We start from the raw sequence: 22971 nt of genomic DNA on the forward strand, positions 1-22971 counted from the left end.
GGTCCGGCCGGCGGGGCAGGCGCAGGCCCCCGGACAGGCCGGCGAGCTCGGCCGTCCAGAAGTCGAGCTGGCGGGAGACCGGGCTGTCCGGGTCGGCCCGGTCTCCCAGCCGGGCCCGCTGCTCCGCGGCGAGGTCGGCGTACGGGACCGGCAGCGGCGGCAGGTCCGGGACCTCGTGGCCGGCCCGGGCCGCGTACGCGAGGGACAGGTCGCGCAGCAGCGGCACCAGCGACCAGCCGTCGACGGCGATGTGGTGCATGACCAGAAGGAGGGCGCGCGCCTGCCCGTCCCCGTCGTCGAGGAACAAGGCGGCTCGCACCGGCAGCTCGACACGCAGGTCGAAGCGGTGCCGGGCGGCCTCGGCGATCCGGCCCTCCCGCTCCGCGCCGGTCGTCCGCACCTCGATGAGGACGGGATCCGCCCGGCCGGCCGGCAGCACCAGGGGCTGGGGCTCGCCGTCCCCGGCGCTGAAAACAGTGCGCAACGGCTCGTGTCGGTCGACCACATCGGACAGAGCGGCGCGCAGTGCTGCGCTGTCGACCGGGCCCCGCAGCCGGATGAGGACCGGCAGGGTGTAGGCGAGCCCCGCACCGAGCTGGTCGAGGAGCCAGAGCCGGTGCTGCGCGGCGGACGGCCGGGCGGCGCGAGGCAGCGCTCCGCGGTCGAGCTTGCCGGTCGGGGTCAGCGGCAGCGCGGCGACAGTGGCGAACACCGCCGGCACCATGAAGTCCGGCAGCGCGGCGGCGACGTGGGCGCGCAGCTCGGCACCGGACGGCTCCGCCCGCTGTCCACCGGCGGCTACGCAGTAGGCCACCAGCCGCTTCTCGTCTGGTCCGGCGGCCTCGGCGGCCACCGCGGCCCGACGCACGGCGGGATGCCGGGAGAGCACGGCCTCGATCTCGGCGGGCTCGATCCGGTAGCCGTTGACCTTCACCTGTGCGTCCGCGCGCCCGGCGAACTCCAGCCGGCCGCCCGGTTGCCGGCGGACCAGATCGCCCGTGCGGTACATGCGCGTGCCCGGCGTACCGAACGGGTCGGCGACGAACCGCTCGGCTGTCTGCGCGCCGCGGCCCAGGTAGCCGTGGGCCAGGCCGGCGCCGGCGGCGTACAGCTCGCCGGCCTCTCCGTCGGGCACCGGCCGGAGACGCGCGTCGAGCACGTACGCGTCCTTGCCCGGCAGCGGCCGCCCGATCGGCACACAACCGCGCTCCGCATCGTCCGGGGTCACCGGATGGGTGGTCACGAAGATCATGCCCTCGACCGGCCCGTACCCGTTGGTGAGCCGCAGCTCCGGGAACCGGCGTAGCGCGCGGCCGGCGTGGGCCGGCGACAGCGCCTCGCCCCCCACGATCAGGTGCCGAAGCCCCGCGAGCGCCCCCGGGTACTCGTCCACGAGCACGTTGAACAGGCTGCCGGACAGGTACATCGTGGTGATCCGGTGCGCGGCCACCAGCCCGGCGATGACCACGGCGTCCGGGCGTGGGCCGGGATGCAGCACGCACACACCGCCGAACAGCAGGGCACCCCACAGCTCCAGGGCGAACGCGTCCCAGGAGACGGGTGCGCACTGCAGCCAGACCGCATCGGGACCGAACGGCACGTACTGCTGCCCGGACAGCGTGCCGGTGACGGCCCGGTGCGGCGCGGCGACCCCCTTGGGCCGGCCGGTCGAGCCGGAGGTGAACATCACGCAGGCCACGTCCTCTGGTCCGGCACCGCCCGCGCCGTGCGGCAGTGCCGGCCCAGCGGCATCGGCCACCCGTACGGGTCGCAGCGGAAGCCCCAGCCGCCGCACCGCCTCGCCGGTGGGCGCGATCACCGCCACCGCTCCCGCGTCCTCGGCCAACTCGCGTAGCCGCGCCGCCGGCAGGTCAGGGTCGAGCATCAGGTACGCCGCGCCGGCCTTGAGCACGGCGAGGGCGGCGATCACCAGGTCGGGACCGCGGTCCAAGTGCACGCCGACTACGGAGCCGCGCCGCACACCGGCGTCCACCAGCCGCTGGGCCAGCCGGTCCGCACGGGCGTCCGCCTCGCCATAGGTCAGCTTCCGCGTCCCGGAGACCAGCGCGGTCCGGCCGGGATCCCGCGCCACCCGTGCCTCGAACAAATCGTGGATGCAGGGCATCCGGTCGCCGTCACCCTCGAACGGGCTCGCCGGCATCGTCCACCTCCTGCGTGGTCCGGTCGGTCACGGGGGACTCCTCGATGTCGGGTACGAGGCGGTCGATGTCACGCACCGGCTGGCTGGACAGGCCCCAGAGCGCGACGACCGACCCGCCGACGCCGGCGATCAGCAGCATGGCCGCCATGCCGCTGCCCGGCCCGGTCCCGAGCAGAGGCTGGAGCCGGCCGACCAGGCCGGTGCCGGTCGCCGCCTGCGGTTCGAAGAGGTGATCGGCGAGCGGCCCGGACAGCGCCATCGCCAGCGGCACCGACACCTGGGACACCGCTAGGACCGCGCCGAAGACCCGGCCCTGGCGGTCGGACGGCACCTTGGTCTGGATGATCGCCTGTTCGGTGCTGTTGACGATCGCCATGAGCACGGCGCCCACCACGACCGCCGCGCACCAGGCCCGCACGTCCCGGACCACGGCCACGGCGATCAGCGAACTCACGCACATGCCGAGGATCCCCAGCAGCATGGCGCGGATCCGCGACCTCGGCCCGCCCCAGACCCCGACCACCAGCCCGCCGAGGATCCCGCCGACGCCGATGCTGCTCAGCACCGCGGCCAGGGCGGCCGTGTCGTTGCCAGTCCGGGCCAGGATCATCGGTGGCAGCACCGAATAGCCGAAGACCATCACCAGGTTCACCGTGAACACGATCAGGATCAGCCCCCGCAGACTGGGCCGGGCGAACAGGAACCGCAGCCCGTCGAGCGAGTCGCCGATCAGCCGCCGGCGCGGCGCCCCGCCCGGCGCACGGCCGGGGCGTTCCTCGGCGAACCGGACCGACCAGATGGTGGCCAGCCCGGCCACGAAGCTGAGCAGGTCGGCCCAGAGGATCGCGGCGAGCCCGGACGTCCCGATCAGCACCCCGGCCAGCGCCGGCCCGCAGACCTCCGCCGTGCTCCGGGCGGTTCCGAGCAGGCCGTTGGCCCGCTGGAGGTGCGCTTTGCCGACGAGCAGCGGGACCGCCGACGACAGCGCGGGATACTGGAACGCGGCGGTCGCGCCGAGCAGGGTGGCGGCCAGATAGATCTGCCACAGCTCCAGATGTCCTACGAAGTAGACGACGGTGAGCCCGCCGACCACCACCAGGCCGCCCAGGTCGGCGAGCATCAACGCGGTCCGCTTGCGGCACCGGTCCACCAGCGCGCCGGCCGTGGGGCTCAGCAGCACCTGTGGCAGCACGCCGCAGAGCGCGAGCAGCACCACCTGGGTGGCCTGCTGACCGGCGGTCCAGGCCTGGATGACGAACGCGAACCGGAGCACGGAGTTGCCGACCAGGGTGATGAACTGACCGGACCAGATGATCGCGAACCGCTGCATGAGCAGAGCCTCCCCGGCCGGCTTATCGATGGGGCTTGCGCCGCTTGTCGTTGACGGCACCATTGCCGTCGAACCCGGCCAGCGCCGACGCGAGGTCGCTGAGCACGGGGTGGTCGTACAGCAGTCGGAGGGTGACCGCCCGGCCGGTACGCCGGCTGAGCCGGCCGGCGACCCGGCCGGCCGCGAGCGAGTGCCCGCCCAGCTCGAAGAAGTCGTCGTCCGCCGCGACCTCGCCGGTCCGGAAGCCGAGCACCGCACTCCACACGTCGGCGACGAGCGTCTGCCAGTGGCCGGCCGGGGAGACCCCGCCGGCCGTGACGACAAGCGCCGCGCGGTCGAGCTTTCCCTGCGCCGTCACCGGGAGTCGGTCGACCGGAACCAGCCGGGCGGGCACCAGATGACGCGGGAGGCGGTCGTGCAGCGCGGCGCGCAACTCAGCGGCCGTGGGACTCGCCGCCCCGGCGGGCACGTAGCAGGCGACCAGGACGGGCTCGCCCCCTCGGTTCGGCACGACCGTCACCCCGGCGCCGGCCACGCCGGGCACCGCACCGATGGCCGCCGCGACCTCACCCGGTTCGATGCGGTGGCCGCGCAGCTGGATCTGGGCGTCGCTCCGGCCGAGATACACCAGCTCTCCGTCGGCTTCGCGGCGGGCCAGATCGCCGGTGCGGTACCAGATCCCGGGTTCGGCGCCCGGGCCGGGCCGGAACCGCCGGCCGGTCAGCTCGGGCCGGCCGAGATACCCGGCGGCCACGCCGCCACCGGCGACGTGCATCTCCCCCACCTCGCCGGGAGGCGTCTCCGCACCGTCGGGGTTGCGGACGGTGACCCGGAGGTGGGGCAGGGGCCGACCGATCGGCGTGCCCGGGCCCCGGAACGCGGCGATCCGCTCGGCGTCGAGCGGCCGGGCGGTGACGTGGACCGTGGTCTCGGTGATGCCGTACATGTTGACCAGTCGCGCCCGCGGCGCGACACCGAGCTCGAGCCAGGTCCGTGCGACGTTCAGGTCCATCGCTTCCCCGCCGAGGACGACCTCACGGAGGTGCGGCAATGCCGTCCGGTCGGCCCGGACCGCCTGCACCAGGTTCGCGAAGACCGACGGTACGAGGCTGAGCAGAGTGACCCGCTGCCCCGCGAGCAGCCGGCCGAGGCTCTCCCCGTCGGTGCGCGCCTCGGCGGGCACGAAGACGCACCGCCCGCCCGCCGCCAGCACCCGCCAGATCTCCCAGACGCTGAAGTCGAAGCAGTAGGAGTGGAACACCGTGCCCACGTCCTGCGGCCCGGCCGGCATGACCTCCGCGGCCGCGGTGAAGAGCGCCCGCAGATTGGCGTGGCGGACCAGGACCCCCTTGGGCTCGCCGGTCGAGCCCGAGGTGTAGATCACGTAGGCGAGGCCACCGGGCAGTTCGCGCTCGCCGGGCGGCGACTCCCCAGGCGCCACGGCGAATCCGTCGTCCGGGCCGTCGACCACCAGGTGGCCGGTTCCCGCGTCACGAGCGAGGTAGCTGCGGCGGCTTTCCGGATAGTCCGGGTCGATCGGCACGTACGCGCAGCCCCGCAGCCAGATGCCGAGGATGCCGGCCACGACCCGCCGGCCGCGGGTCACCGACAGGCCGACCAACGAACCGGGTTCCACGCCCGCACGGTCGAGCCGGTCGGCCAGCCTGGCGGCCGCCGAGGCCAACTGTCGGTAGGTCCACGGCCCCTCGTCGTCCAGAATGGCCACCGCCGCCGGGCGCAGTGCGGCCTGCCAGAGGAATGCCGCCAGCGGTTCGACCGGCACGCTAGCCACAAGCATTCCTCAGGCCGGCCGGACCGACCACACAGAGATCGCCGAGTATCCGATAACGCATTTCTGGGATCCCCCCGTGTCGGGACGCCAATCTGCGGACAAACAGTGACGGTACATCCGTGAGCCCCCGCAAGACATACTCGAAATTGCTCTGTTAGTAGCGTCGAAATCACTTGCTCCCTAATTATTTCGCCTTGACGCACCGACCTTGAGCTGGACTTTCGCGGCCCGGCGGGTGCCCGGCGGAGGCGGCCACACAGAAGGCGCGCATTGTGTGGCAGCCGCCTCTGGCCTATTTTCGGCAAACAGGCATTCCTGCCGATGACATCGATGGGAGGTGAAGAAATGTTGACTTATGCTCGGGCGCTCAGCCGGCGCCTCCGTCGTTCCCGGGTCAGTGGGGCGTACCTGTACATCCCGGAGATCTGCATCCGGCCCTAGCACCGGCCCATCGTTCCCGTCGGCCGCGTTCCCCCTCCCGGGAGCGCGGCCGCCCGCCATTCGCCCGGTAAGGAGGAGCGGCGTGACAGCCCAGTACATACCCGGCCCTCGCGGCCGGTGGTTCGTCGGTGACGTCATCAACTACGAGCGGGACCGCATCGGCTGGCTGCGGGAGAACCGCTCCCGGTACGGCGACGTGGTGCGGCTGGGGCCGCGGACCATCGCCGTCCACGACGTGGCGGCCGCCCACCGGATCCTCGCCGCCACCAACGACAGCTTCCTGATCGATGCCGGCTTCCGCGGTGACGCCCGCGAACAGGCGGCCCTGCAGGCACACGTCGAGGACTGGATGCGGGTCCGGCGCGAGGTGTGGCGCTCCGTCGGGGACCGCGTCACCCACCTGCACCTGACCCGCTTCCTGAACGCCATGTCCGGGGAGGTACGCAGGCACGCCGGTCGCCCGATCGACGTGCTGAGCACGGCGCGCGGGATCCTCGGCCGGGCCATCGTCGACTTCTGCGTGGGCGGCGCCACCCCGGAAGCGATCCGCAACGAGCTGTACGAGTCCGCGGACGGGCTGTTCCAGACCGCCCTGCACGCGCTGGTCAATGGCGAGGGCAGGGTGCCATGGCTGCCCCGGCCCGCCGCTCGCGCCGCCACGGTGGCCAACGGAAGACTTCTCGCCCAGCTCGCCGGCGTCGTCGAGCAACGGACCCGTGCGGCAGCGCCGGGCAGTCCCCGCGACCTGCTGGATGCGCTGATCGCCGACCGGCAGGGCCCGGGGCCGGGCCGGGTGGTGTCGATCCTGCGGACCATCATGTTCGCCTCGCACGGTGTGCCGGGCACGGCGATGGCCTGGGTGGCCCTGCTGCTGGCCGCCCACCCGTCCGTCACAGACCGCATCGCGGAGGAGGCGGCCGGCCTGCGTACGGACGACCCGACTTCCGCCCGCGCCCTGCCGTACACCACCGCCGTCATTCGCGAGGTGCTGCGGCTGTATCCGCCCCAGTGGCTGTTGACGCGTACCACCACGCGACCCACGGACATCCTCGGCCACCGGGTGCCGGCGGGCTGCGAGATTCTGATCTGTCCGTACCTGATTCACCGGGACCGGCGCTGGTGGGAGGAGCCGGAGACGTTCTCCCCGGACCGCTGGCTACGGCCCGGCCAGCCGCACGCCCGCCACGCGTACCTGCCCTTCGGATCCGGGACGCGTTTCTGTCCCGGCTCGCATCTCGCCATGGTGCAGCTCGTCGCGATGACCGCCGTCCTGGCCCGCGACTACGCGCTCGATCTGCCCCCGGTGGAGAGCATCGAAGCAAGCTGCGCCGGGCTGCTGGCCCCGGCCCGGCTGCCGGGCCGCTGGACGGCGGCGTAGCCGGGCCCCGGGGTCGCCGGCCGGCCGATCCCTCGCCGGCGCACGCAACAGGAAGGGCGCCGCCCGAATGTTTCCGGCAGGATGGACGGCACCGGGTCCGGCGCCCGCCGCACCGAGACGGGAAATAGGATCGAAGATTCCCCGGGCTCCTCTCTCGACACAGATGAGGGTGTTTATATGGGGAACTTGATAGCGATGAGCATCAATGTCGTTTTAGTGATGTAACTGATATTCGAAAGCGGAATTCGGCCGATCGGCGACCTGGCCGCCGACGCGGGTCCGACGTGGTCGCCCGGGCCGCGTGGAGTCAGAGCAACGGCCGAACCATCCACAAAAGATCTTCAGATCCACGCTGAGCTGGCAATTTGCGAAGAAGACGCAGGCCAGGCGGCCGAACACCTGATCGAAGGGTCTCGACGCGTGAACGCGACCTGATCTACCATCGCTGAGCAGCGATTTTCGCTGCGGTCCACTAAGCCTACGCGGGGAGGCGATTGGTGTGAGTGGGTCCGCCCGGTCGTGCGATGCACCACCGGACCTACCGGCCGGTCGATCGGATGCCACCGGATCTGTGCGCCGGAATGCCAACTCAGCGGCGTTTCCCGACGACCAGGTATCACGGCGGCGCCCCGGGAATCAATAAAAGAACGTCACCGGAACGGCCCCCCATGCTGCGGGACTGGGCCGTTCGCACTATGCCAATCCACGGGGGAGGGCAGTAGACATCCTGCAATTCGACATGCATCCGAGCGGCCGTCCGATGTCCGACGCGGAGCGGGGGGCGACGCTGGACGCGCCGGGCTTCGGACAAGTGTTCACCGACCACATGATCACCCTGCACTGGGACGCCGGGCCCGGATGGCACGACGGGCGACTGGAGGAGTTCCATGCCCTCGCCCTGCCGCCGTCCGCGTCCGTCTTCCACTATGGACAGGAAATCTTCGAGGGGATGAAGGCGTACCGCCGGCCGGGCGGGACGATCGCGCTGTTCCGCCCGGAGCGCAATGCCGCCCGGTTCAACGCATCCGCCCGTCGGCTGGCGATGCCGGAGCTCCCGGTCGAGACCTTCGTGAGCGCCATCGAGCTACTGGTCCGGCAGGACCGCGACTGGGTGCCGCACGGCGAAGGCACGAGCCTGTACCTCCGGCCGTTCATGATCGCTACCCAGCCGACGCTGGGCTTCACCCTGCCGTCCCGCAGCTATCTGTTCTGCGTGATAGCCAGCCCGGCGGCCGCTTACTTCAGCACCCGGACCGGCCCGTCGGCACTGACGGTGTGGCTGTCGGAGGAGTACACCCGCGCCGCGCCCGGCGGCACCGGAGCCGCGAAGGCCGGCGGCAACTACGCAGCCGCCTTCCTCGCCCAGCGGCAGGCCGTGGAGCAGGGCTGTGACCAGGTGGTCTGGCTCGATGCGGCCGAGCACCGGTGGGTCGAGGAGATGGGCGGAATGAACCTCTGCTTCGTCCGGCAGGCGGCGGACGGCGGCTCCCCCACGCTCGTGACCCCGGCGCTGACCGGCACGCTCCTGCCGGGGGTGACGCGGGATTCGCTGCTCGAGCTGGCCGGGGGGCTCGGCCTCGGCCGCACCGAGGAGCGGATCTCCGTGGAGCAGTGGCGCAATGAGTGCGAGGCCGGCCTGATCACCGAGGTTTTCGCCTGCGGAACGGCGGCGGCCATCGCGCCGGTCGGCCACGTGCGCGGGGCGCATGACGCATGGCCGATCGGCGACGGTCGCCCCGGCCCGGTCACCATGCGCCTGCGGGACGAACTGCTCGGCATCCAGTACGGCCGCATCCCCGACGATCGGCAGTGGACGCGCGCCGTGTGCTGACCGCCGATCCACCAATTCGACAATTGTCTATTCAGGCGTCCCATCCGGCCACCGTGCGGGCGGGGCCGAGCTGTCCGCCCCGACGCCGGGCACCTTCAACGCTGTGCATCCCCGACGCATTGGTCCTTGCGTCGCTCGACCTTCCGCGAACACCTGATTTCAGGAGTTGCCGAATGACTGCACAGGGCGGCTTGCCGGAGGTCATCCGCCTGCGGCTGATGATCCTCGCCGCGCTCCTGGCGGTGCAGGTCAGCGCGATCCTGGCCGCGCCCATGCCGGCGCGGCAGCTGACCGGCTGCCTGGCCACGGTCATCGCCCTGGCGGTGCTGCAGACCCTGCTCTTCCTGCGGGCGGCTCGGAGTTCGGGGTGGCTGCGCATGGGAGTGCTCGCCCTCCAGGGGCTCGCCACCTATCTGCCGCTGGTGACCGGCGCCACCTGGCCCGGGATGGGCGGATTCCTCGCGGCGTCCGTGCTGCTCGTGGTGCCCGGCCCGGCCGCCTGGGCGCTGTTCGGAGCGGTCGTCGTGAGCCTGTTCGCCGCCGCAACCGCGCTCGGGCTCGGCCTCCGGAGCGCGGGCGTGACAGCGGTCGCCAGCCTGGCCATCGGCCTGACCATGTTCGGCTCGTACCGCCTGACCGACGTGCTCAGACAGGCGCACGGCCGGCACGTCGAACAGGCGCAGCTGGCCGTGGTCCAGGAACGGCTCCGCTTCGCCCGCGACCTGCACGATCTCCTCGGTTACAGCCTGGCCGCGATCACGCTCAGAGCCGAGCTGGCCCGGCGGCTGATGAGCAGCGATCCCGCCTCGGCGGGCAACCACCTGCGGGACGTGGTCGCCATCGCCCGAGAGGCCGGCGCCGACGTACGGCAGGTGGCCGACGGCTACCGCAACATCTCGCTGGCGCAGGAGGTGGCGTCCACGGCCGCACTGCTCGCCGACGCCGACGTCGCGGTGCACGTCGAGATGAACTGCGGAATACTGCCCGACAAGGTCGACAGCGCCCTGGCCATGATCCTCCGTGAGCTGATCACGAATGTCCTCCGGCACAGCAGCGCGCGGAGCTGCTGGATCACCGCGGAGCAGACCGAGGAGCACGTCACACTGTCGGTGGCCAATGACGGAGTGCCGCAGACCGCCGCCACCCACCGCGACGGTGGCGGACTCGAAAACCTCGCCTTCCGGCTGAAAGCGGTCGGCGGCACTCTGAGCGCAATGGTGCGCGACAACGGATGGTTCCATGTGCTCGCGACGATCACCAGCGGAGCTGACGCGCCCGTGGGTGTCCGGTAGAACCGCTCCGGACGCACCTCATCGCCCTCGGCGCCTGCCGGAAAGGTCCCACGGAGGGGAGTTGCCATGCTGCGGATCCTGCTGGCCGAGGATGTCGCCATGGTTCGCGGGGCACTGGTGGCCCTCATCGAACTGGAGCAGGATCTGCAGGTCGTGGCGGCCGTCAAGAACGGCGCGGACATCGTTCCCACGGCGCTGACCTGCCGGCCCGATGTCGCGGTGCTCGACGTCGGCCTGCCGGGCCTGGACGGCCTGTCGGCGGCAGCCCAGCTCAGGACCGAGCTGCCTAGATGCCGCACCCTCATCCTCACCAACCTGGGCCGCTCCGGAACGGTCAGCCGGGCGCTGACTGCCCGGGTGTCCGGCTTCCTGCTCAAGGACTCTCCGCCGGAGGAGCTGGCCAACGCCATCCGCACCATCGCTGGAGGCCGCCGGGTGATCGACCCGCAGCTGGCCCTCTCCGCGTGGGACTGCGGTGAGAACCCGCTGTCGACCCGGGAACACGAGGTCCTGCGGCTGACGGCCCAGGGTGCCGATCCGAAGGAGATCGCCCGCTCCCTGTACCTGTCCGTCGGGACCGTCCGGAACTATCTCACGACGGTCGTGACCAAGCTGCACGCCCGCAACCGCGTCGACGCGGTCAAGATGGCCTACGACTCGGGCTGGCTGCCGTAGCGGGTGCCTCTCGGTGATCATGAGTTGCCGTTTCTGTGAGCAAGGTCCGAGATGGAGCGGAGCGCTCTCGGCCCGCATGTTGGTCGTAAGTCAGCGACTGCCGGAGGCGGCCCATGAGGAAGCAGTATTACGAGTACCGGCACGTCGTCGGTTTCGAGGAGACCAACCTCGTCGGCAACGTCTACTCCGTGAACTACGTGCGCTGGCAGGGCCGGTGCCGCGAGATGTTCCTGCTTGAGCACGCTCCGAGCGTGCTCGACGAGCTGAACGGCGATCTGGAGCTGTGCACTGTCGAGTCCGAGGACGAACAGCTGGGCGAGATCTCCGCGTTCGACGAGGTGTCGATCAGGATGCGGCTGGAGCACCTGTCGCCGACCCAGATCGGCTTCGCCTTCGACTTCGTCCGCGTGGGCGGAAGCGGGGAGGAACTGATCGCCCGGAGTCGTCAGCGGATGGCCTGCATGCGCGGCACCGACGGCGCCGCCACCACCCCGGCCCGGGTGCCACCGCAGCTCGGATCGGCGCTGAGGGCCTACGCGGTCGCCCCCGCCCCGTCGGCCGCGGGCTGCGGCTCCGGAGGCCGGGCATGAGCCTGGTCCGGACCGGCCCCCGGTCCTACCCCGGGCCACCGCCGTGGGCGACTCCCGGACTGCTGCGCAAGCTGTGGGGTGACCGGCTGCGGCTGCTGTCCGACGCGGCGGACGAGTACGGCGACGTGGTCCGCTTCGCGATGGGTCCCAAGACCCTCTACTTCTTCAACCACCCGGACCACGCCCGGCACGTCCTCACCGACAACGCCGCGAACTACCACAAAGGGCTGGGCCTGGCCGAGGCCCGGCGGCGGATCCTCGGCGACGGCCTGCTCACCAGCGAGGGCGAGACGTGGCGGGGTCAGCGCCGGGTCATCTCCCCGGCGTTCCGCCGGGAGCGCATCGCGGGCTTCGCCGGGGTGGTTGCCGAGGCGGGTGTCAAGCTGACCGGGCGCCTGGAGGCCCGGACCGGCGACGTCGTCGATCTGGCCGGGGAGATGACGGCGCTCACCATGGACGTCCTCGGCCGGACGCTGCTCGACGCCGACCTGAGCCCGCTGAGCTTCCTGGGATCCGCGTTCGAAACCGCGCAGGAACAGGCGATGTTCGAGATGGTCACGCTCGGCGCGCTACCGCTGTGGTTGCCCCTGCCCCGCCACCGGCGTTTCCGCGCCGCGCGGCGGCAAATCGAGGACGCGGTACGGACGCTCGTCAGCACCCGTGAACGGGGCGCTGGCACGGAAGGGTCCGATCTGATGGCGATGCTGCTGCGCGCCGCCGACAGCGAGCCGAGCGCCGGCGCCCGCTGGAACCTCCTGCGCGATCAGATCGTCACGATGCTCCTCGCCGGGCACGAGACCACGGCGAGCACTCTCTCCTGGGCCTGGTACCTGCTCAGCCAGCACCCGGAAGCGGCCGAGCGGATGCGTGCCGAGGCCGTCGCGGCGCTCGGCGACCGCACGCCCGGGCACGCCGACCTGACCGGCCTGCCGTACACCACGATGGTCATCCAGGAGACGATGCGGCTCTACCCCGCGGTCTGGGGACTACCGAGACGTGCCCTGGCCACCGACGAGATCGGCGGATACCCGGTCCCGGCCGGCGCGGACGTCATGATCAGCCCGTACACGCTGCACCGGCACCGCGACTTCTGGACCGAACCGGACCAGTTCCGGCCGGAGCGATTCGCGGCCGACGCCCCGCCCGTCGCGCACCGTTACGCCTACATCCCGTTCGGGGCCGGCCCACGGGTCTGCGTCGGAAGCCACCTCGGGATGCTCGAGGCCACCCTGATCGCGGCCATGGTCGCGCGCCGCTTCCGGTTCGAGTTCGCGGGACCGGCCGAGCCGGTGCCGGAGGCCATGTTGTCCCTCCGGGTGCGGGGCGGCCTGCCGGTCCGGGTGCTTGCGGCCTGACCGCCGGGGCCGCCGGTCACGAAGCCAGCCAGGCCGACTCGGCGTCCAGGTCCCCGGTCAGGATCGCCTGGTGGAGTCGCCGCAGCCGCGGGCCCGGCTCCACCCCCAGTTCCTCCCGGAGCACGCTGCGCGCCTGCCGGAACGCCTCCAGCGCGTAACCGGCCCGGCCGGAGCGGTAGAGGGCGGTCATCAGCTGGGCCCGGAAGTTCTCGTTCATCGGGTTTCTCTCCACCAGCATCGTCAGCTCCTCCAGCAGGTCAGCGTGGCGGCGGAGCGCCAGGTCGGCGTCGATCCGGCGTTCCAGCGCGCCGAGCCGCGTCTCCTCGAGCGCCGCCACCTCCGCCCGGAGGACCCGCCCGGCCGGCACGTCCACCATGGCCGGCCCGTGCCAGAGCGCCAGCGCGCCGCCCAGCAGTTCGGCGGTGGCCGCCGGGTCCCCCGCCTCCGCCGCCCGGCGCCCGGAACGCACCAGAAGCTGGAACTCCGCCACGTCGGTGTCACACAGCAGCGCGTTGAACTGGTAGCCGGCATACTTGGTCTCGAGCAGCCGCCGCGCCCACTCGCGGTCCCCGGCGGCCGCCCCCAGCCGGGCCCGCAGCTGCAGGACGTAGGTCTGCAGGGTAGTGGCGAAGCTGCGGGGCGGCTCGTCGCCCCAGAGTTCCTCGACCAGCGTCTGCGTGGTGACCACCCGGCCGGCGTGCAGCGCGAGCAGCGCGAGCAGCTGGCGCTGTTTGGGCGCGCTCGGCATCACGGGCTTGCCTAGCAGGTGGGCGGACACCGGGCCGAGCAACCGCAGGGTCACGTTTCCGTGTTCCTCGTCCATCTCGCAGCTCCAATCGCTCGCGCGGCGGGTTTGCCGTTCAGAGCATGCGTCGAGTAGCACCCGGCACTCCAGAGATCTGGTCACGACCCGGACGGTGAGAAATTCATGCCGCGGGCATGACATCGCGAGATTCGCTTGATCGCAGGCTCGGACCTCCGGACCGGGCCACCCGGCGGACAGCAACCGGGAGGTGGCCGCCCGCAAAGGCCGCCCGCCACGATGGTCGGGTGACCGTCGGCGACAATCACAGAAGGTGGACAAATGCCAACTGTCTTCGGATCGGTGCGCAGGCTCGTACTCTCGCCTCAGCTCGCCGACGTGACTTTCGCCAAGCGGGGCTTCCCGGCCGGGCCGTCCCCCGCCGTGCGGCACCTGGAGGCCGTTCCCCAGGCGGTGATCTGCGGGTTCGAGTGGGGAATCGATGCCCGTGACCAGTGGGAGGTCGAGCGCCGCCTGGAGCTGGTGGAGGCGGAACTGCGCGGATTCGCCTACGAGGGGGCGACGATGGCCTGTACCGTTCTCGACGCGATGGGCCGCGGTCACCGGACCCGTGATCTGCTGCTCGGGCCGGGGAGCCGGCACATCTTCCTCGCGTACATCGGCATCGGTTTCGCGATGGCCCGGCTGCCGCGGCCATTGTGGAAGAAAGTGGTCCCCGACCTCGACGGCGATCCCTATCACCCGACCATGAGCTGGCTGGCGGTCGACGGGTACGGCTTCGACCGCGCCTACTTCGACACGCCGCGCTGGGTCACCGAGCAGAAACTGCCCGAGCCGTACGGCTGGGAAGGCGCGCCCGACTACTTCCTCCGCGCGGTCGACCAGGGCATCGGCCGGGCGCTGTGGTTCATCTGCGGGGGTCAGGCGCCCGACGTCGCAGCCGCGGTACGCCGCTTCGCCGCCCACCGCCAGCCGGACCTGTGGAGTGGCGTGGGTCTGGCCGCCACCTTTGCCGGTGGGAGCGACCCGGACGGCCTGGCCGTGCTGCGGCGGGCCGCCGGTGAGGAGCAGGCGCAACTGGGCCTGGGCTCGATCTTCGCCGTGAAGGCCCGCTCGTACGCCGGCCTGGTGCCGGACTACACCACCACCGCCTGCCTGGCCCTCACCGACCTGGACATCGACAAGGCGATCGCCCTCGCCGACGCCACCGCCGTCCATGAGTCGGGGGCCGAGCCCGCGTACGAGTTGTGGCGGCAACGGATCAGCGCCCATTTCGTAGATGCCTGACCGCCGGGGTCTCAGCGCATCCCCCGGGGTGACAGGGGGCCGGTGAACCGGCCCGACATGGCGACGTGAAGGCCGTTCGTCAGGACACCGGAATCGGGGTGTCGGCCAGCGCGGCGGCCACCGCGTCCAGATCGGCCGAGATCGTGAACACCGCGCCGGGCCGGGCCGCGCCCGCCGGCGCGGCCGGCAGGTTCGCCCCGGTCACCCAGGCGACCACCGTCTCGCGGGCCTCGAGCAGGCCGCCCGCGACGGCCCGGCGCAGGCCGGCGAGGGCCGCCGCGCCGGCAGGTTCGCTCGCGATTCCCGCCACGCCGGCCAGCAGGCCTGCCGCGTCGAGGATCTCGGCGTCGCTGACCGTGACGAAGTCTCCGCGGGCGGCCCGTACCTCGTCGAGGGTCCAGTCCCCGAGCATCGGCTGCGGCACCTCGATGCCGTCGGCCACCGTGCCCGGCCAGTGGGCCGGTGCCGGGTTGCCGTGCCACCTCGCGGCGAGCGGCGCACAGTTCTGAGCCTGCACCGCGATGATCCGGGGTACCCGTGCCAGCGCCCCGCAGGCGACGAGCTCCCGGAAACCCTTTGCCGCGCCGATCAGCGTCACCCCGTCGCCCACCGGCAGCACCACCGCCTCCGGCGCGCGCCCACCGAGCTGCTCCCAGACCTCGAACGAGGTTGTCTTCTTCGCCTCGACGGTCAGCGGATTGAGCCCGGTGCAGCGGTCCAGCCAGGCGAACCGGGCCGCGGCCTGCCGGGACAACTCGAACGCGGCACGGTAACCCTCACGGACCCTGAAGACGTGCCCTCCCCGCGCGACCATCAGGTCCACTTTGGCGGGTGCGCAGTCGTCCGGGACGAAGATGACGACAGCCAGGCCCGCGGCCGCGCCGCCGATAGCCGTCGACAGGGCCGCGTTGCCGGTCGACGCCGTCGAGACGACCCTGACACCGGTGCGCAGCCCTTCGTCGATCACGAGAGCCGTAGCCCGGTCCTTGTTCGACGCGCTCGGCCCGGTCGTCTCGTCCTTGAGCCACAGCCCCGGCAGCTCGAGCATCTGCCGAAGCGCCCGCGGGGCGCGCAAGGGCGTGCCACCCACCAGCAGCGGATATCTTGTGGGCTCGTCCGGCCGTGGCAGCAGAGCCTGATAGCGCCACATGCCGGCTCCGTTGCCGGGGCCGGGCAGCAGAGATCTCGCGTAGTCGTAGGTGTATGTCTCATGTCCGTGGTCGCCGCGCTCCAGCCGAGCCTCGCCCACCGGTACCCTCCCAGCGCCTCAGTCCTCGAGAAAACCCGGCACCACGACGGTGCGGGGATCGTTCGCCGCGCGCTCCAGCACGACGGCGCCGACGGCGATGTCGAGGATGCCGAGTCCGAACGGCGAGAACACCACCGGCTCCTGCTCCCCCGGCGCACACCGGCCGGTCAGGACGTCGGCGAGGGTCCCCGTGACGAACTCGCGCCCGCCGGACAACTCCTCGGCCAGGTGGGGGGAGGTCCGCGCGCGGAGACAGTGGTCCACGTCGTCGACGATGTTCTGCGCGGCCAGCAGCGTGCGCGGGTGGATGTCGCGCAGGGAGATGTTGAGGACGGTCTGTCCGGCCCGGAACCGCAACGTCTCCGGCAGATAGGGCTGGCCCGCGGTGGTGGCCAGGACGACCACGTCGCAACCGAGCGCGGCCTCCAGCTCGCCGGCAACGCCGCGCCCGGGCCAGTGCTTCTCCGCGTCGCTGACGAACCGCTGAGACCGCTCGGTCACCAGATCGTGGCAGACGAACCGGGTCACCGGCAGCGCCGTGTGGTGCAGGTAGGCGGCGATCGTCGCGGCGATCACACCCGTGCCGACGAAGCCGAGGCTGACAGGTCCGCCGCGCGGCCGGAGGGTGCGCACCGCCAGCGCGGCCGAGGCGGCAGTCCGCGCGGCGCTGATATGCGCCGACTCGAGGCAGGCGACGGGCCGGCCGGTGCGGTCGTCGTTGAGCAGCAGCACCGCCGACGCCCGGGGCAGGCCGAGCTCGTGGTTGCCGGGGAAGCTGCTGATCCACTTGATGCCCGGCATCCCGGCCTCGCCGCCCAGGTAGGCGGGCAGGGCGATGATGCGGTTGGCCGGCCGGTCCGGGAAGCGCAGGAAATGGCTCGGCGGATTGACGGTGTCACCCTTGTCGTGGGCAAGGTACGCCTGCTCGACCGCGGCCAGGACGGCGTCCCGGGAGCCGCCGAGCACGTCGGCGGCGACCGCGTGCGGTACGACCTGAAACATTCGGACTCCTCACCAGCGCGCCAGGACCGAGTCGATGCCCGGGAAGTGCTCCTTCACCCACTTCTCCGAGTAGACGGTGTCGACGTAGCGCTCGCCGTTGTCCGGCGAGATGGCCACCACAGGCTTGTCGTTGCGGAACGTGGGTGCCAGCCGGCGGACCGCGGCGAGCACCGTGCCGGTGGAACCGCCGACCAGCAGCCCGCACCGGCGCGCCATCATGTGACACGCCGCGACGGTCTCGACCTCGGGCACGACGACCCGTTCGAAATCACCGTCGTCGACCAGCAACCCCGGGCGGAGGCTCGCGCCCAGACCGGGAATGAGGCGTGGGGCGCCGCGGCCCCCGAACAGGATCGAGCCTTCGGCGTCGACGGCGATGACGCGGGTGGCCGGGCGGTTCTCGCGGAAGAACTCCCGGCAGCCCATGAGCGTTCCGGAGGTACTCACCCCCACCACCACGGCGCCGACCTCGGGCAGTTCCCGGAGGATGCTGCGCGCGGTGTAGCGGTAGTGAGCGGAGCTGTTGGCTCGGTTGGCGTACTGGTTGGGCCAGAACAGCTTCCGGTCCTGCCGAAGCTGGGACCGGATGTAGTCGATCCGGGTCTGCAGGAAGCCGCCGTTGGGATCCCGATCCTGGACCACCACGACAGTGGTGCCCTGGGCCCGCATCGTGGAGATGGCGGCGGCGTTGGTGTTCGGATCGGCGACGATGGTGAGGCTGATCCCCCGGGTGGCGCACAGGGTGCCGAGCGCGATGCCGAGGTTCCCCGAGGAGGATTCGATCAGGCGGTCGCCGGAGCCGATGCCGAACCTGGTCATCAGGTCCTCGATCAGCGCGACGGCGGTCTTCAGCTTGATCGAGCCGGCGGGGTTCAGGCCTTCCAGCTTGAGGATCAGATCGACACCGGGGATGAACCCGCCCATGTCCAGGAAGATGTCGTCGGTGACTATCTCGTAGGTCGCGTCATAGATCATCGCGCCTCAGCCATTGTCGGCGCGGACGAGGCTGGCCGGGCGCATGTCCGTCCAGTGCTCCTCGATGTAGGCGAGGCAGACGGCGCGGGATTCGTCGTCGAGCACGACGGTCCAGCCGTCGGGGCAGGCGATGGCGACGGGCCACAGGGAGTACTGGGCTTCGCCGTTCACCAGGACCTGATAGCGAGCATCGGCGTCTTCGAACGGGTTGGTCACGAGTACCCTCATTTCGTTGTCGCGTGCCGGACATCCGCACCGAGCGTGCGTGCTACCGGTGGGATCGGGCATCTTGCTCGTTGCCGGCGGCTCACCGGCTCGCCCCGGCCCCGGCGACCAGCGCGTCGATCCGGTCGGCCAGGTCCTTGAGCACGGGCGATTCGACAAGTACGCGGACGGAGAACTGGACGTTCCAGTTGCGCCGGGCGGAGAGGACCAGCCTGGTGGCGAGCATCGAGTCACCGCCGAGGTCGAAGAAGTTGTCGGACCGCCCGACGTCGTCGACCTGCAGGATCTCGGTCCACAGTCCGGCGAGGGCGAGTTCGGTCTCGGTGACGAGGTCGGCGTGCATGTCCCTACCCCTCATGTCCCAGGCCGGCGGCCGCCGGGAGGGCCTGCTCGTGCAGGAAGTCGACGATCGCGGCCCGCGCCTCCGCGTTGACGGCCAGCTCCGGCCGGTCGCAGGAGACGCGCACGGTGCGGAGGCCGGTGGCGCCCAGCCAGCCGGCGTCGACCGGGTGACCTCGGGAGATCACCTGCAGGACCGGCCCACGCGGAGGGCGCAGCTCGTCGTGGTGAGCCGCCACGAGAAAGGTGAGCCACTCGACGTAGACGCCGACCAGGCTCTCCACCGGGCCGGTGACGTCGGCCCCGGTGAAACCGTAGGACGCCAGCGCCAGTTCAGCGCGCCGGCGCAGATCCACACCGATGCGCTCGACCAGGACCTCCGGGGTGGCGAGCAGTCGCTCGACGTCGAGCAGCGGTGGCCGCTCCGCGGACACCGCCTGGCCCTCGACCTGACCGACGACCTCTCGATATTCGCGCAGGAACTCGGCGGGTGGTGTCCGCTGAGGATCGAGCAGCACGATGGGCACCGGCCGATCCGGACCGGCGAGAAGCCCGGCCATGGCGACGGCCAGGGGCGCGGTGGCGCAGTAGGCAATGATGGCGAGAGGTCGACCCAGCGGCTGCCGGGCGCTGAGCTCACCGGCGTACGCGGGAGTCGTGAGCGCCACCGGCATCGGCGACGTCAGCCCCTCCGTACAGGTGAATCCGTGCCGGTCGAGCTGCATCTCGCTGACGTGGGCTTCGGGCCGGCGCCCCGGAAAGTCCAGGACGAGCACAGGGTTCTCGTTCAAGGGCTCATCGCTCCTCTGCGTCGACGGTGACTGCCGGTCGGCGGGCCGGGCCCAGCAGCCGCGCGACAGCGGCTCGATCGGCCTTGCCGCTCGACTTGCGGGGCAGTGCCGGCAGCACCGAGATGGACGGGGGCACCGAGAACCATGGGAGCTCGTCGCGGAGGGCGGCCAGCGAGGTGACAGCATCGAACCGCTCGCCGGCCGCGACCGTCACGGCGGCCCGCAGCTGCCGGGATCCGGCGCCCAGGTTGACCGGGACGCAGACGGCTTCCGCCACCCCCGGCAGCTTGCCGAGGCAGGCCTCGACCTCGAGCGGGTTGACCCGGAAGCCCCGGATCTTGACCTCGTCGTCGATGCGGCCGAGGAAGTGCAGCACCCCGTTCTCGACGCTCGCCAGGTCACCGGTCCGGAAGGCCCGGGTGTGCCCGTACGCGGTCGGCGGCACCTGCACGTAGCGCTGCGCGGTCAGCTCCGGCTGGTTCAGGTAGCCGAGGGAGACGGGCAACCCGGCCACGAGCAGCTCGCCGACCGGCCGGCCATCGGGCTCGGTGGTGTCCAGCAGGACCTCGCAGCCCGGCAGCGGCAGGCCGATCGGTGCCAGCGAGGGCCAGGCCCCGCTCGGCCCGTCGAGGGTTTGCACCGACACCGTGTGCGATTCGCTCTGGCCGTAGTGGTTGTTGAGACGGCAGTTCGCCAGGCGGCCGAAGAACTCTTTGATCGCCGGTGTGCAGAGGAGCTGTTCACCGGCGGTGTTGATCTCTCGGAGGGTGAGATCCTCCAGCGAGGCGGCCGCCGACGCCGCGGTGGCCAGCATGTGCAGCGCCACGCAGGGCGTGAAGAGCCGCTCGATCCGCTCGTGCGCGAGCCAGTCCAGCAACTCGATCGGGTCCTGCCGCAGCTCCTCGGGCATGATGACGAGCGTTCCGCCCCCGCAGAGCGTGCTGAGCACCTCCTGGAACCAGATGTCGAAGTTCATCGGCGCGAACTGTGCCGTCCGCAGGTCCGGACGGGACGAGTGCTGCCGCTGCCAGTACGCCATGTTGTCGATACAGCTGTGCGGGACCGCCACCCCTTTGGGATTCCCGGTCGACCCCGACGTGTAGATGACGTAGAGGGGCGCCTCCGGCGTGCAGGCGGCGAAGGTCAGACCGGACCCGACCGTCCGCTCGATCCCGCTCCACTCCGGAATCATGATCCGTCTCGGCCCCGGCACGTCGTGCTCCGGCCCTGCCTGCAGGAGCAGCTTGGCTCCGCTTTCGGCGAGCATGTAGGCGAGCCGTTTGTGTGGGAAGTTGCTGTCGAGCGGCAGGTACGTGGCGCCCGCACCGATGACCGCCCAGGCCGCAGCCACGAGTGCGGCGCCGCGCGGCCCGGTGACGGCGACAGTGTCACCCGGCACGATGCCCGCCTCCCGGAGCACCGCGGAGATGCCGGCGATCCAGTCGGCCAGCTCGCGATAGGTCAGCCGGTGTTCCGAGTCGGTGACGGCGAGCGCGTCCGGCCGGAGTCCGGCCGAGCGCTCGAACTCCCCGAGGACGCAGGGCGGCTGAGCCGGCCCTCCCCACAACCCGGTCTCGATGATCATCGCTGCGCGCTCCCCTCGGCCGCACTCATGGCCCGGCGTTCCTGCCGGGCCTCCTCGAGGAGCTCGGCCACCGCGCGATCGGCGTCGAACTGGGCGCGCTCGAACCGTCCGGGCGAGGTGAGGTAGCCGTTATAGAACGTCGCGCCCTCGCAGAGCAGCCCGAACACCCAGATCCCGGCGGCGGGCTCACCGCTCTCGCCGATGGGATGACCGTCTCCGTCCACATCGATGGACGACACCACTGTGCTCTCCGGCCGATAGCGCCGGACGAGGCCCCGTCGCGCCATCGCACCGACGATGGTCGGGTCGCTCTCCAACGACCTGAGGCGGTTGGTGAATCCCCGGTAGAGCCAGTCCGCGTTGATCGTCCCGGGCACCGCCAGCGCCGTCGAGGACAGGGTCCACGTGTGGCTGCCGCCGTCCCAGCTCACGAGCGGGTCCGGGCCCAGCGGCGCGGTGACAGTGCCGGACCTCAACAGGGTCAGGATGTCACCGGCCCGCTCCTTCTCCGGCCCGATGACCAGGCGGTTGATCGCTTCCACGTGGTAGCTGTAGAACCGATCCAAGGAGGCGTCAGTGAGCCCGCCGAACTCGATCGCGTAGCGCAGGAGGTCCCGGACCTCGCGGGCCGTCTCGGTCGCCGCCTTGAAGGGGCTCGCCTCGAATCCGCGGACCGCCTGCGCTATGTCGGCCGCCAGCCAGGACTCGATCGAGCGCTGATAGCTCTGCGCGTCGGCCCGGGCCGCGGGCTCCGCCCCGGCCGGCGTCAGAATTCCGTGGTACGCGGCAACGGCGTCGAACTCCGCCGGCCCCGGCAGATCAGCGAAGGTGGCAAGGCACCCCTCGGCGGCGGCGGCGCGGGCGCCGAGGAGAAAAGCCTCGGCGTCCTCCCGGCCGGCGTCCTGCAGGAGCGTCGCCCGGCGGTACGCCACCCGCAGCTCGAGCAGGAGCAGCGGGAGGACGTCCCGCTCGAAGTCCAGGCGCGGTGTCTGGGCCCGCAGCCGGTCGATCGCCGCCCCGGTGAGGGCGACCGGCTCGTACGAGACAAACGACGAGGGCGTGGGTCGAGCACGGTACGGGAGACCGGAGCGGGAGAACACCACGATGCGCGGCTCGCGGCCGCTCGGCACGTACCGCTCCGGCGAGACCGACCGGTCGAACCGGCCGCCCCGCCCCACGGTCAGGGCGAATATCGCGTCGGCAGCCGTCAGGCCGAGGCCCGCGATGGCGACGGTGTCGGTGGGCCGAACGGAGGCGAACTGCTCGGGCAGCGGGTAGGGCATGCCGATCAGCCGGCCGGAAGAGCCGTCCTCGGCGTCCGACGCGGGCTGGGGACGCTGGCCGACCGTCACGAAGACGTGGTCCGCCTCGATGTGGTCACCGTTGTCGAGCCGCAGAACCGAGCCGCCGACCCGGGGCACGACATCCGCGGCCTCGGAGAGATGGTCGATCAGCCGAAGGTTGTCCGGCGCCATGGCGCGGAGGCGCTCGTAGAACCAGAGTAGATACTCGCCGAAGACCCGTCGCGGCAGGTTGTCGTCCGGCGCTGTCCGGCGCCCGACGCTTCCCACCGTGAAACCGTCGTCCGCCACCCGTAGGTTCCGCTCCTGCGCCCAGTCGAACAGACTGGGCCCGCTGATTGCCGGTGCCCGGGTCACCGACCGGTCGCAGGGAAACATCGACACCTGGGCGCAGGCGTGATTGAGCAGCAGATAGTCCGGCTGGTGAACGTCGTACTGCCGGGGCTGCGCGGGGCGGGCGTCGACCAGGTGCACGCGCATCGTCACCGCCGGGCCGGCGAGTACGGCGTGGCTGACGAGACGCTCCAGAACGCTCAGTCCCCGGACGCCGAGACCGACGATCGCTACAGTCACCGCTTCCCGTTGCTCTGGCGCATCATGCTCACTCAC

General features: G+C 71.5%; 19 protein-coding genes. 7 read left to right on the plus strand and 12 right to left on the minus strand.

The window, feature by feature from the left end; translation table 11 throughout:
• From AB0F10_RS16605 to AB0F10_RS16615, 3 genes are all read right to left on the minus strand, one after another.
• Positions 1-2161, minus strand: a 2161-nt coding sequence (locus AB0F10_RS16605) for an amino acid adenylation domain-containing protein (protein WP_360624828.1), incomplete at its 3' end; no start/stop codon positions are given.
• Positions 2136-3491, minus strand: a complete 1356-nt coding sequence (locus tag AB0F10_RS16610; RefSeq protein WP_360624831.1) for an MFS transporter — start codon at positions 3489-3491, stop codon at positions 2136-2138. The genes AB0F10_RS16610 and AB0F10_RS16605, both read right to left, overlap by 26 nt.
• Before the next feature lie 22 nt (positions 3492-3513).
• The gene (locus tag AB0F10_RS16615) at positions 3514-5283 is read right to left on the minus strand and encodes a non-ribosomal peptide synthetase (RefSeq protein ID WP_360624834.1); all 1770 of its coding nucleotides are present in this window, start codon (positions 5281-5283) and stop codon (positions 3514-3516) included.
• Between the two features lie 523 nt (positions 5284-5806).
• Between AB0F10_RS16615 and AB0F10_RS16620 the strand changes: the two genes are divergently transcribed.
• The 6 genes from AB0F10_RS16620 (at position 5807) to AB0F10_RS16645 (ending at position 12845) form a co-directional block, all read left to right on the plus strand.
• On the plus strand, positions 5807-7102 hold the full coding sequence (locus AB0F10_RS16620; RefSeq protein ID WP_360624837.1) for a cytochrome P450: 1296 nt from the start codon (positions 5807-5809) through the stop codon (positions 7100-7102).
• Positions 7103-7841: 739 nt separating this feature from the next.
• A complete protein-coding gene (locus tag AB0F10_RS16625) occupies positions 7842-8933 on the plus strand; it encodes a branched-chain amino acid aminotransferase (protein ID WP_360624840.1) in 1092 nt (363 codons plus the stop codon).
• A gap of 173 nt (positions 8934-9106) precedes the next feature.
• Positions 9107-10225 carry a histidine kinase gene (locus AB0F10_RS16630; RefSeq protein ID WP_360624843.1) on the plus strand — a complete coding sequence of 373 codons (1119 nt, stop codon included), beginning with the start codon at positions 9107-9109 and terminating at the stop codon, positions 10223-10225.
• Between the two features lie 66 nt (positions 10226-10291).
• Positions 10292-10900 carry a response regulator transcription factor gene (locus AB0F10_RS16635; RefSeq protein ID WP_360624846.1) on the plus strand — a complete coding sequence of 203 codons (609 nt, stop codon included), beginning with the start codon at positions 10292-10294 and terminating at the stop codon, positions 10898-10900.
• Between the two features lie 113 nt (positions 10901-11013).
• The gene (locus AB0F10_RS16640; RefSeq protein WP_360624849.1) at positions 11014-11490 is read left to right on the plus strand and encodes an acyl-CoA thioesterase; all 477 of its coding nucleotides are present in this window, start codon (positions 11014-11016) and stop codon (positions 11488-11490) included.
• Positions 11487-12845: a cytochrome P450 gene (locus AB0F10_RS16645; RefSeq protein ID WP_360624852.1), complete on the plus strand. Its 1359-nt coding sequence runs from the start codon at positions 11487-11489 to the stop codon at positions 12843-12845. The genes AB0F10_RS16640 and AB0F10_RS16645 overlap by 4 nt, the downstream gene beginning before the upstream one ends.
• A 16-nt stretch (positions 12846-12861) precedes the next feature.
• Here AB0F10_RS16645 and AB0F10_RS16650 read toward each other — a convergent pair whose 3' ends face one another.
• Positions 12862-13668, minus strand: coding sequence for an AfsR/SARP family transcriptional regulator (locus tag AB0F10_RS16650; RefSeq protein ID WP_360624854.1), 807 nt, complete (start codon positions 13666-13668; stop codon positions 12862-12864).
• A gap of 261 nt (positions 13669-13929) precedes the next feature.
• Between AB0F10_RS16650 and AB0F10_RS16655 the strand changes: the two genes are divergently transcribed.
• Entirely contained in the window at positions 13930-14895 is a 966-nt protein-coding gene (locus AB0F10_RS16655) for a DUF1702 family protein (protein ID WP_360624857.1), read from the plus strand.
• Positions 14896-14974: 79 nt separating this feature from the next.
• Here the strand turns inward: AB0F10_RS16655 and AB0F10_RS16660 are convergent, their stop codons facing one another.
• The 8 genes from AB0F10_RS16660 to AB0F10_RS16695 form a co-directional block, all read right to left on the minus strand.
• Positions 14975-16144 (minus strand): pyridoxal-phosphate dependent enzyme, encoded by a 1170-nt coding sequence (locus AB0F10_RS16660; protein WP_360624860.1) that lies wholly within the window; start codon positions 16142-16144, stop codon positions 14975-14977.
• Between the two features lie 18 nt (positions 16145-16162).
• Positions 16163-17146: a 2,3-diaminopropionate biosynthesis protein SbnB gene (gene sbnB, locus AB0F10_RS16665; protein WP_360624863.1), complete on the minus strand. Its 984-nt coding sequence runs from the start codon at positions 17144-17146 to the stop codon at positions 16163-16165.
• Between the two features lie 9 nt (positions 17147-17155).
• A complete protein-coding gene (gene sbnA / locus AB0F10_RS16670; RefSeq protein WP_360624866.1) occupies positions 17156-18121 on the minus strand; it encodes a 2,3-diaminopropionate biosynthesis protein SbnA in 966 nt (321 codons plus the stop codon).
• Between the two features lie 6 nt (positions 18122-18127).
• Positions 18128-18337, minus strand: a complete 210-nt coding sequence (locus AB0F10_RS16675; protein WP_360624869.1) for an MbtH family NRPS accessory protein — start codon at positions 18335-18337, stop codon at positions 18128-18130.
• A 91-nt stretch (positions 18338-18428) separates the two neighbouring features.
• A complete protein-coding gene (locus AB0F10_RS16680) occupies positions 18429-18689 on the minus strand; it encodes a phosphopantetheine-binding protein (RefSeq protein WP_360624872.1) in 261 nt (86 codons plus the stop codon).
• A 4-nt stretch (positions 18690-18693) separates the two neighbouring features.
• Entirely contained in the window at positions 18694-19476 is a 783-nt protein-coding gene (locus AB0F10_RS16685) for a hypothetical protein (RefSeq protein WP_360624875.1), read from the minus strand.
• A gap of 4 nt (positions 19477-19480) precedes the next feature.
• Positions 19481-21061 carry an AMP-binding protein gene (locus AB0F10_RS16690; RefSeq protein ID WP_360624878.1) on the minus strand — a complete coding sequence of 527 codons (1581 nt, stop codon included), beginning with the start codon at positions 21059-21061 and terminating at the stop codon, positions 19481-19483.
• Positions 21058-22935, minus strand: coding sequence for an FAD/NAD(P)-binding protein (locus AB0F10_RS16695; RefSeq protein ID WP_360624881.1), 1878 nt, complete (start codon positions 22933-22935; stop codon positions 21058-21060). The genes AB0F10_RS16690 and AB0F10_RS16695 overlap by 4 nt, the downstream gene beginning before the upstream one ends.
• Positions 22936-22971 lie beyond the last annotated feature (36 nt).

The sequence above is a fragment of the Actinoplanes sp. NPDC026623 genome (assembly GCF_040638275.1).
Lineage (GTDB): Bacteria > Actinomycetota > Actinomycetes > Mycobacteriales > Micromonosporaceae > Actinoplanes.

Excerpts from the sequence above, each read along its gene's own strand:
- AB0F10_RS16610 (WP_360624831.1), bottom strand. The coding sequence starts at position 3,491 with ATGCAGCGGTTCGCGATCATCTGGTCCGGTCAGTTCATCACCCTGGTC.
- AB0F10_RS16640 (WP_360624849.1), top strand. The coding sequence starts at position 11,014 with ATGAGGAAGCAGTATTACGAGTACCGGCACGTCGTCGGTTTCGAGGAG.
- AB0F10_RS16680 (WP_360624872.1), bottom strand. The coding sequence starts at position 18,689 with ATGCACGCCGACCTCGTCACCGAGACCGAACTCGCCCTCGCCGGACTG.
- AB0F10_RS16690 (WP_360624878.1), bottom strand. The coding sequence starts at position 21,061 with ATGATCATCGAGACCGGGTTGTGGGGAGGGCCGGCTCAGCCGCCCTGC.
- AB0F10_RS16630 (WP_360624843.1), top strand. The coding sequence starts at position 9,107 with ATGACTGCACAGGGCGGCTTGCCGGAGGTCATCCGCCTGCGGCTGATG.
- sbnB (WP_360624863.1), bottom strand. The coding sequence starts at position 17,146 with ATGTTTCAGGTCGTACCGCACGCGGTCGCCGCCGACGTGCTCGGCGGC.
- AB0F10_RS16625 (WP_360624840.1), top strand. The coding sequence starts at position 7,842 with ATGCATCCGAGCGGCCGTCCGATGTCCGACGCGGAGCGGGGGGCGACG.
- AB0F10_RS16635 (WP_360624846.1), top strand. The coding sequence starts at position 10,292 with ATGCTGCGGATCCTGCTGGCCGAGGATGTCGCCATGGTTCGCGGGGCA.
- AB0F10_RS16650 (WP_360624854.1), bottom strand. The coding sequence starts at position 13,668 with ATGGACGAGGAACACGGAAACGTGACCCTGCGGTTGCTCGGCCCGGTG.
- AB0F10_RS16645 (WP_360624852.1), top strand. The coding sequence starts at position 11,487 with ATGAGCCTGGTCCGGACCGGCCCCCGGTCCTACCCCGGGCCACCGCCG.
- AB0F10_RS16655 (WP_360624857.1), top strand. The coding sequence starts at position 13,930 with ATGCCAACTGTCTTCGGATCGGTGCGCAGGCTCGTACTCTCGCCTCAG.
- sbnA (WP_360624866.1), bottom strand. The coding sequence starts at position 18,121 with ATGATCTATGACGCGACCTACGAGATAGTCACCGACGACATCTTCCTG.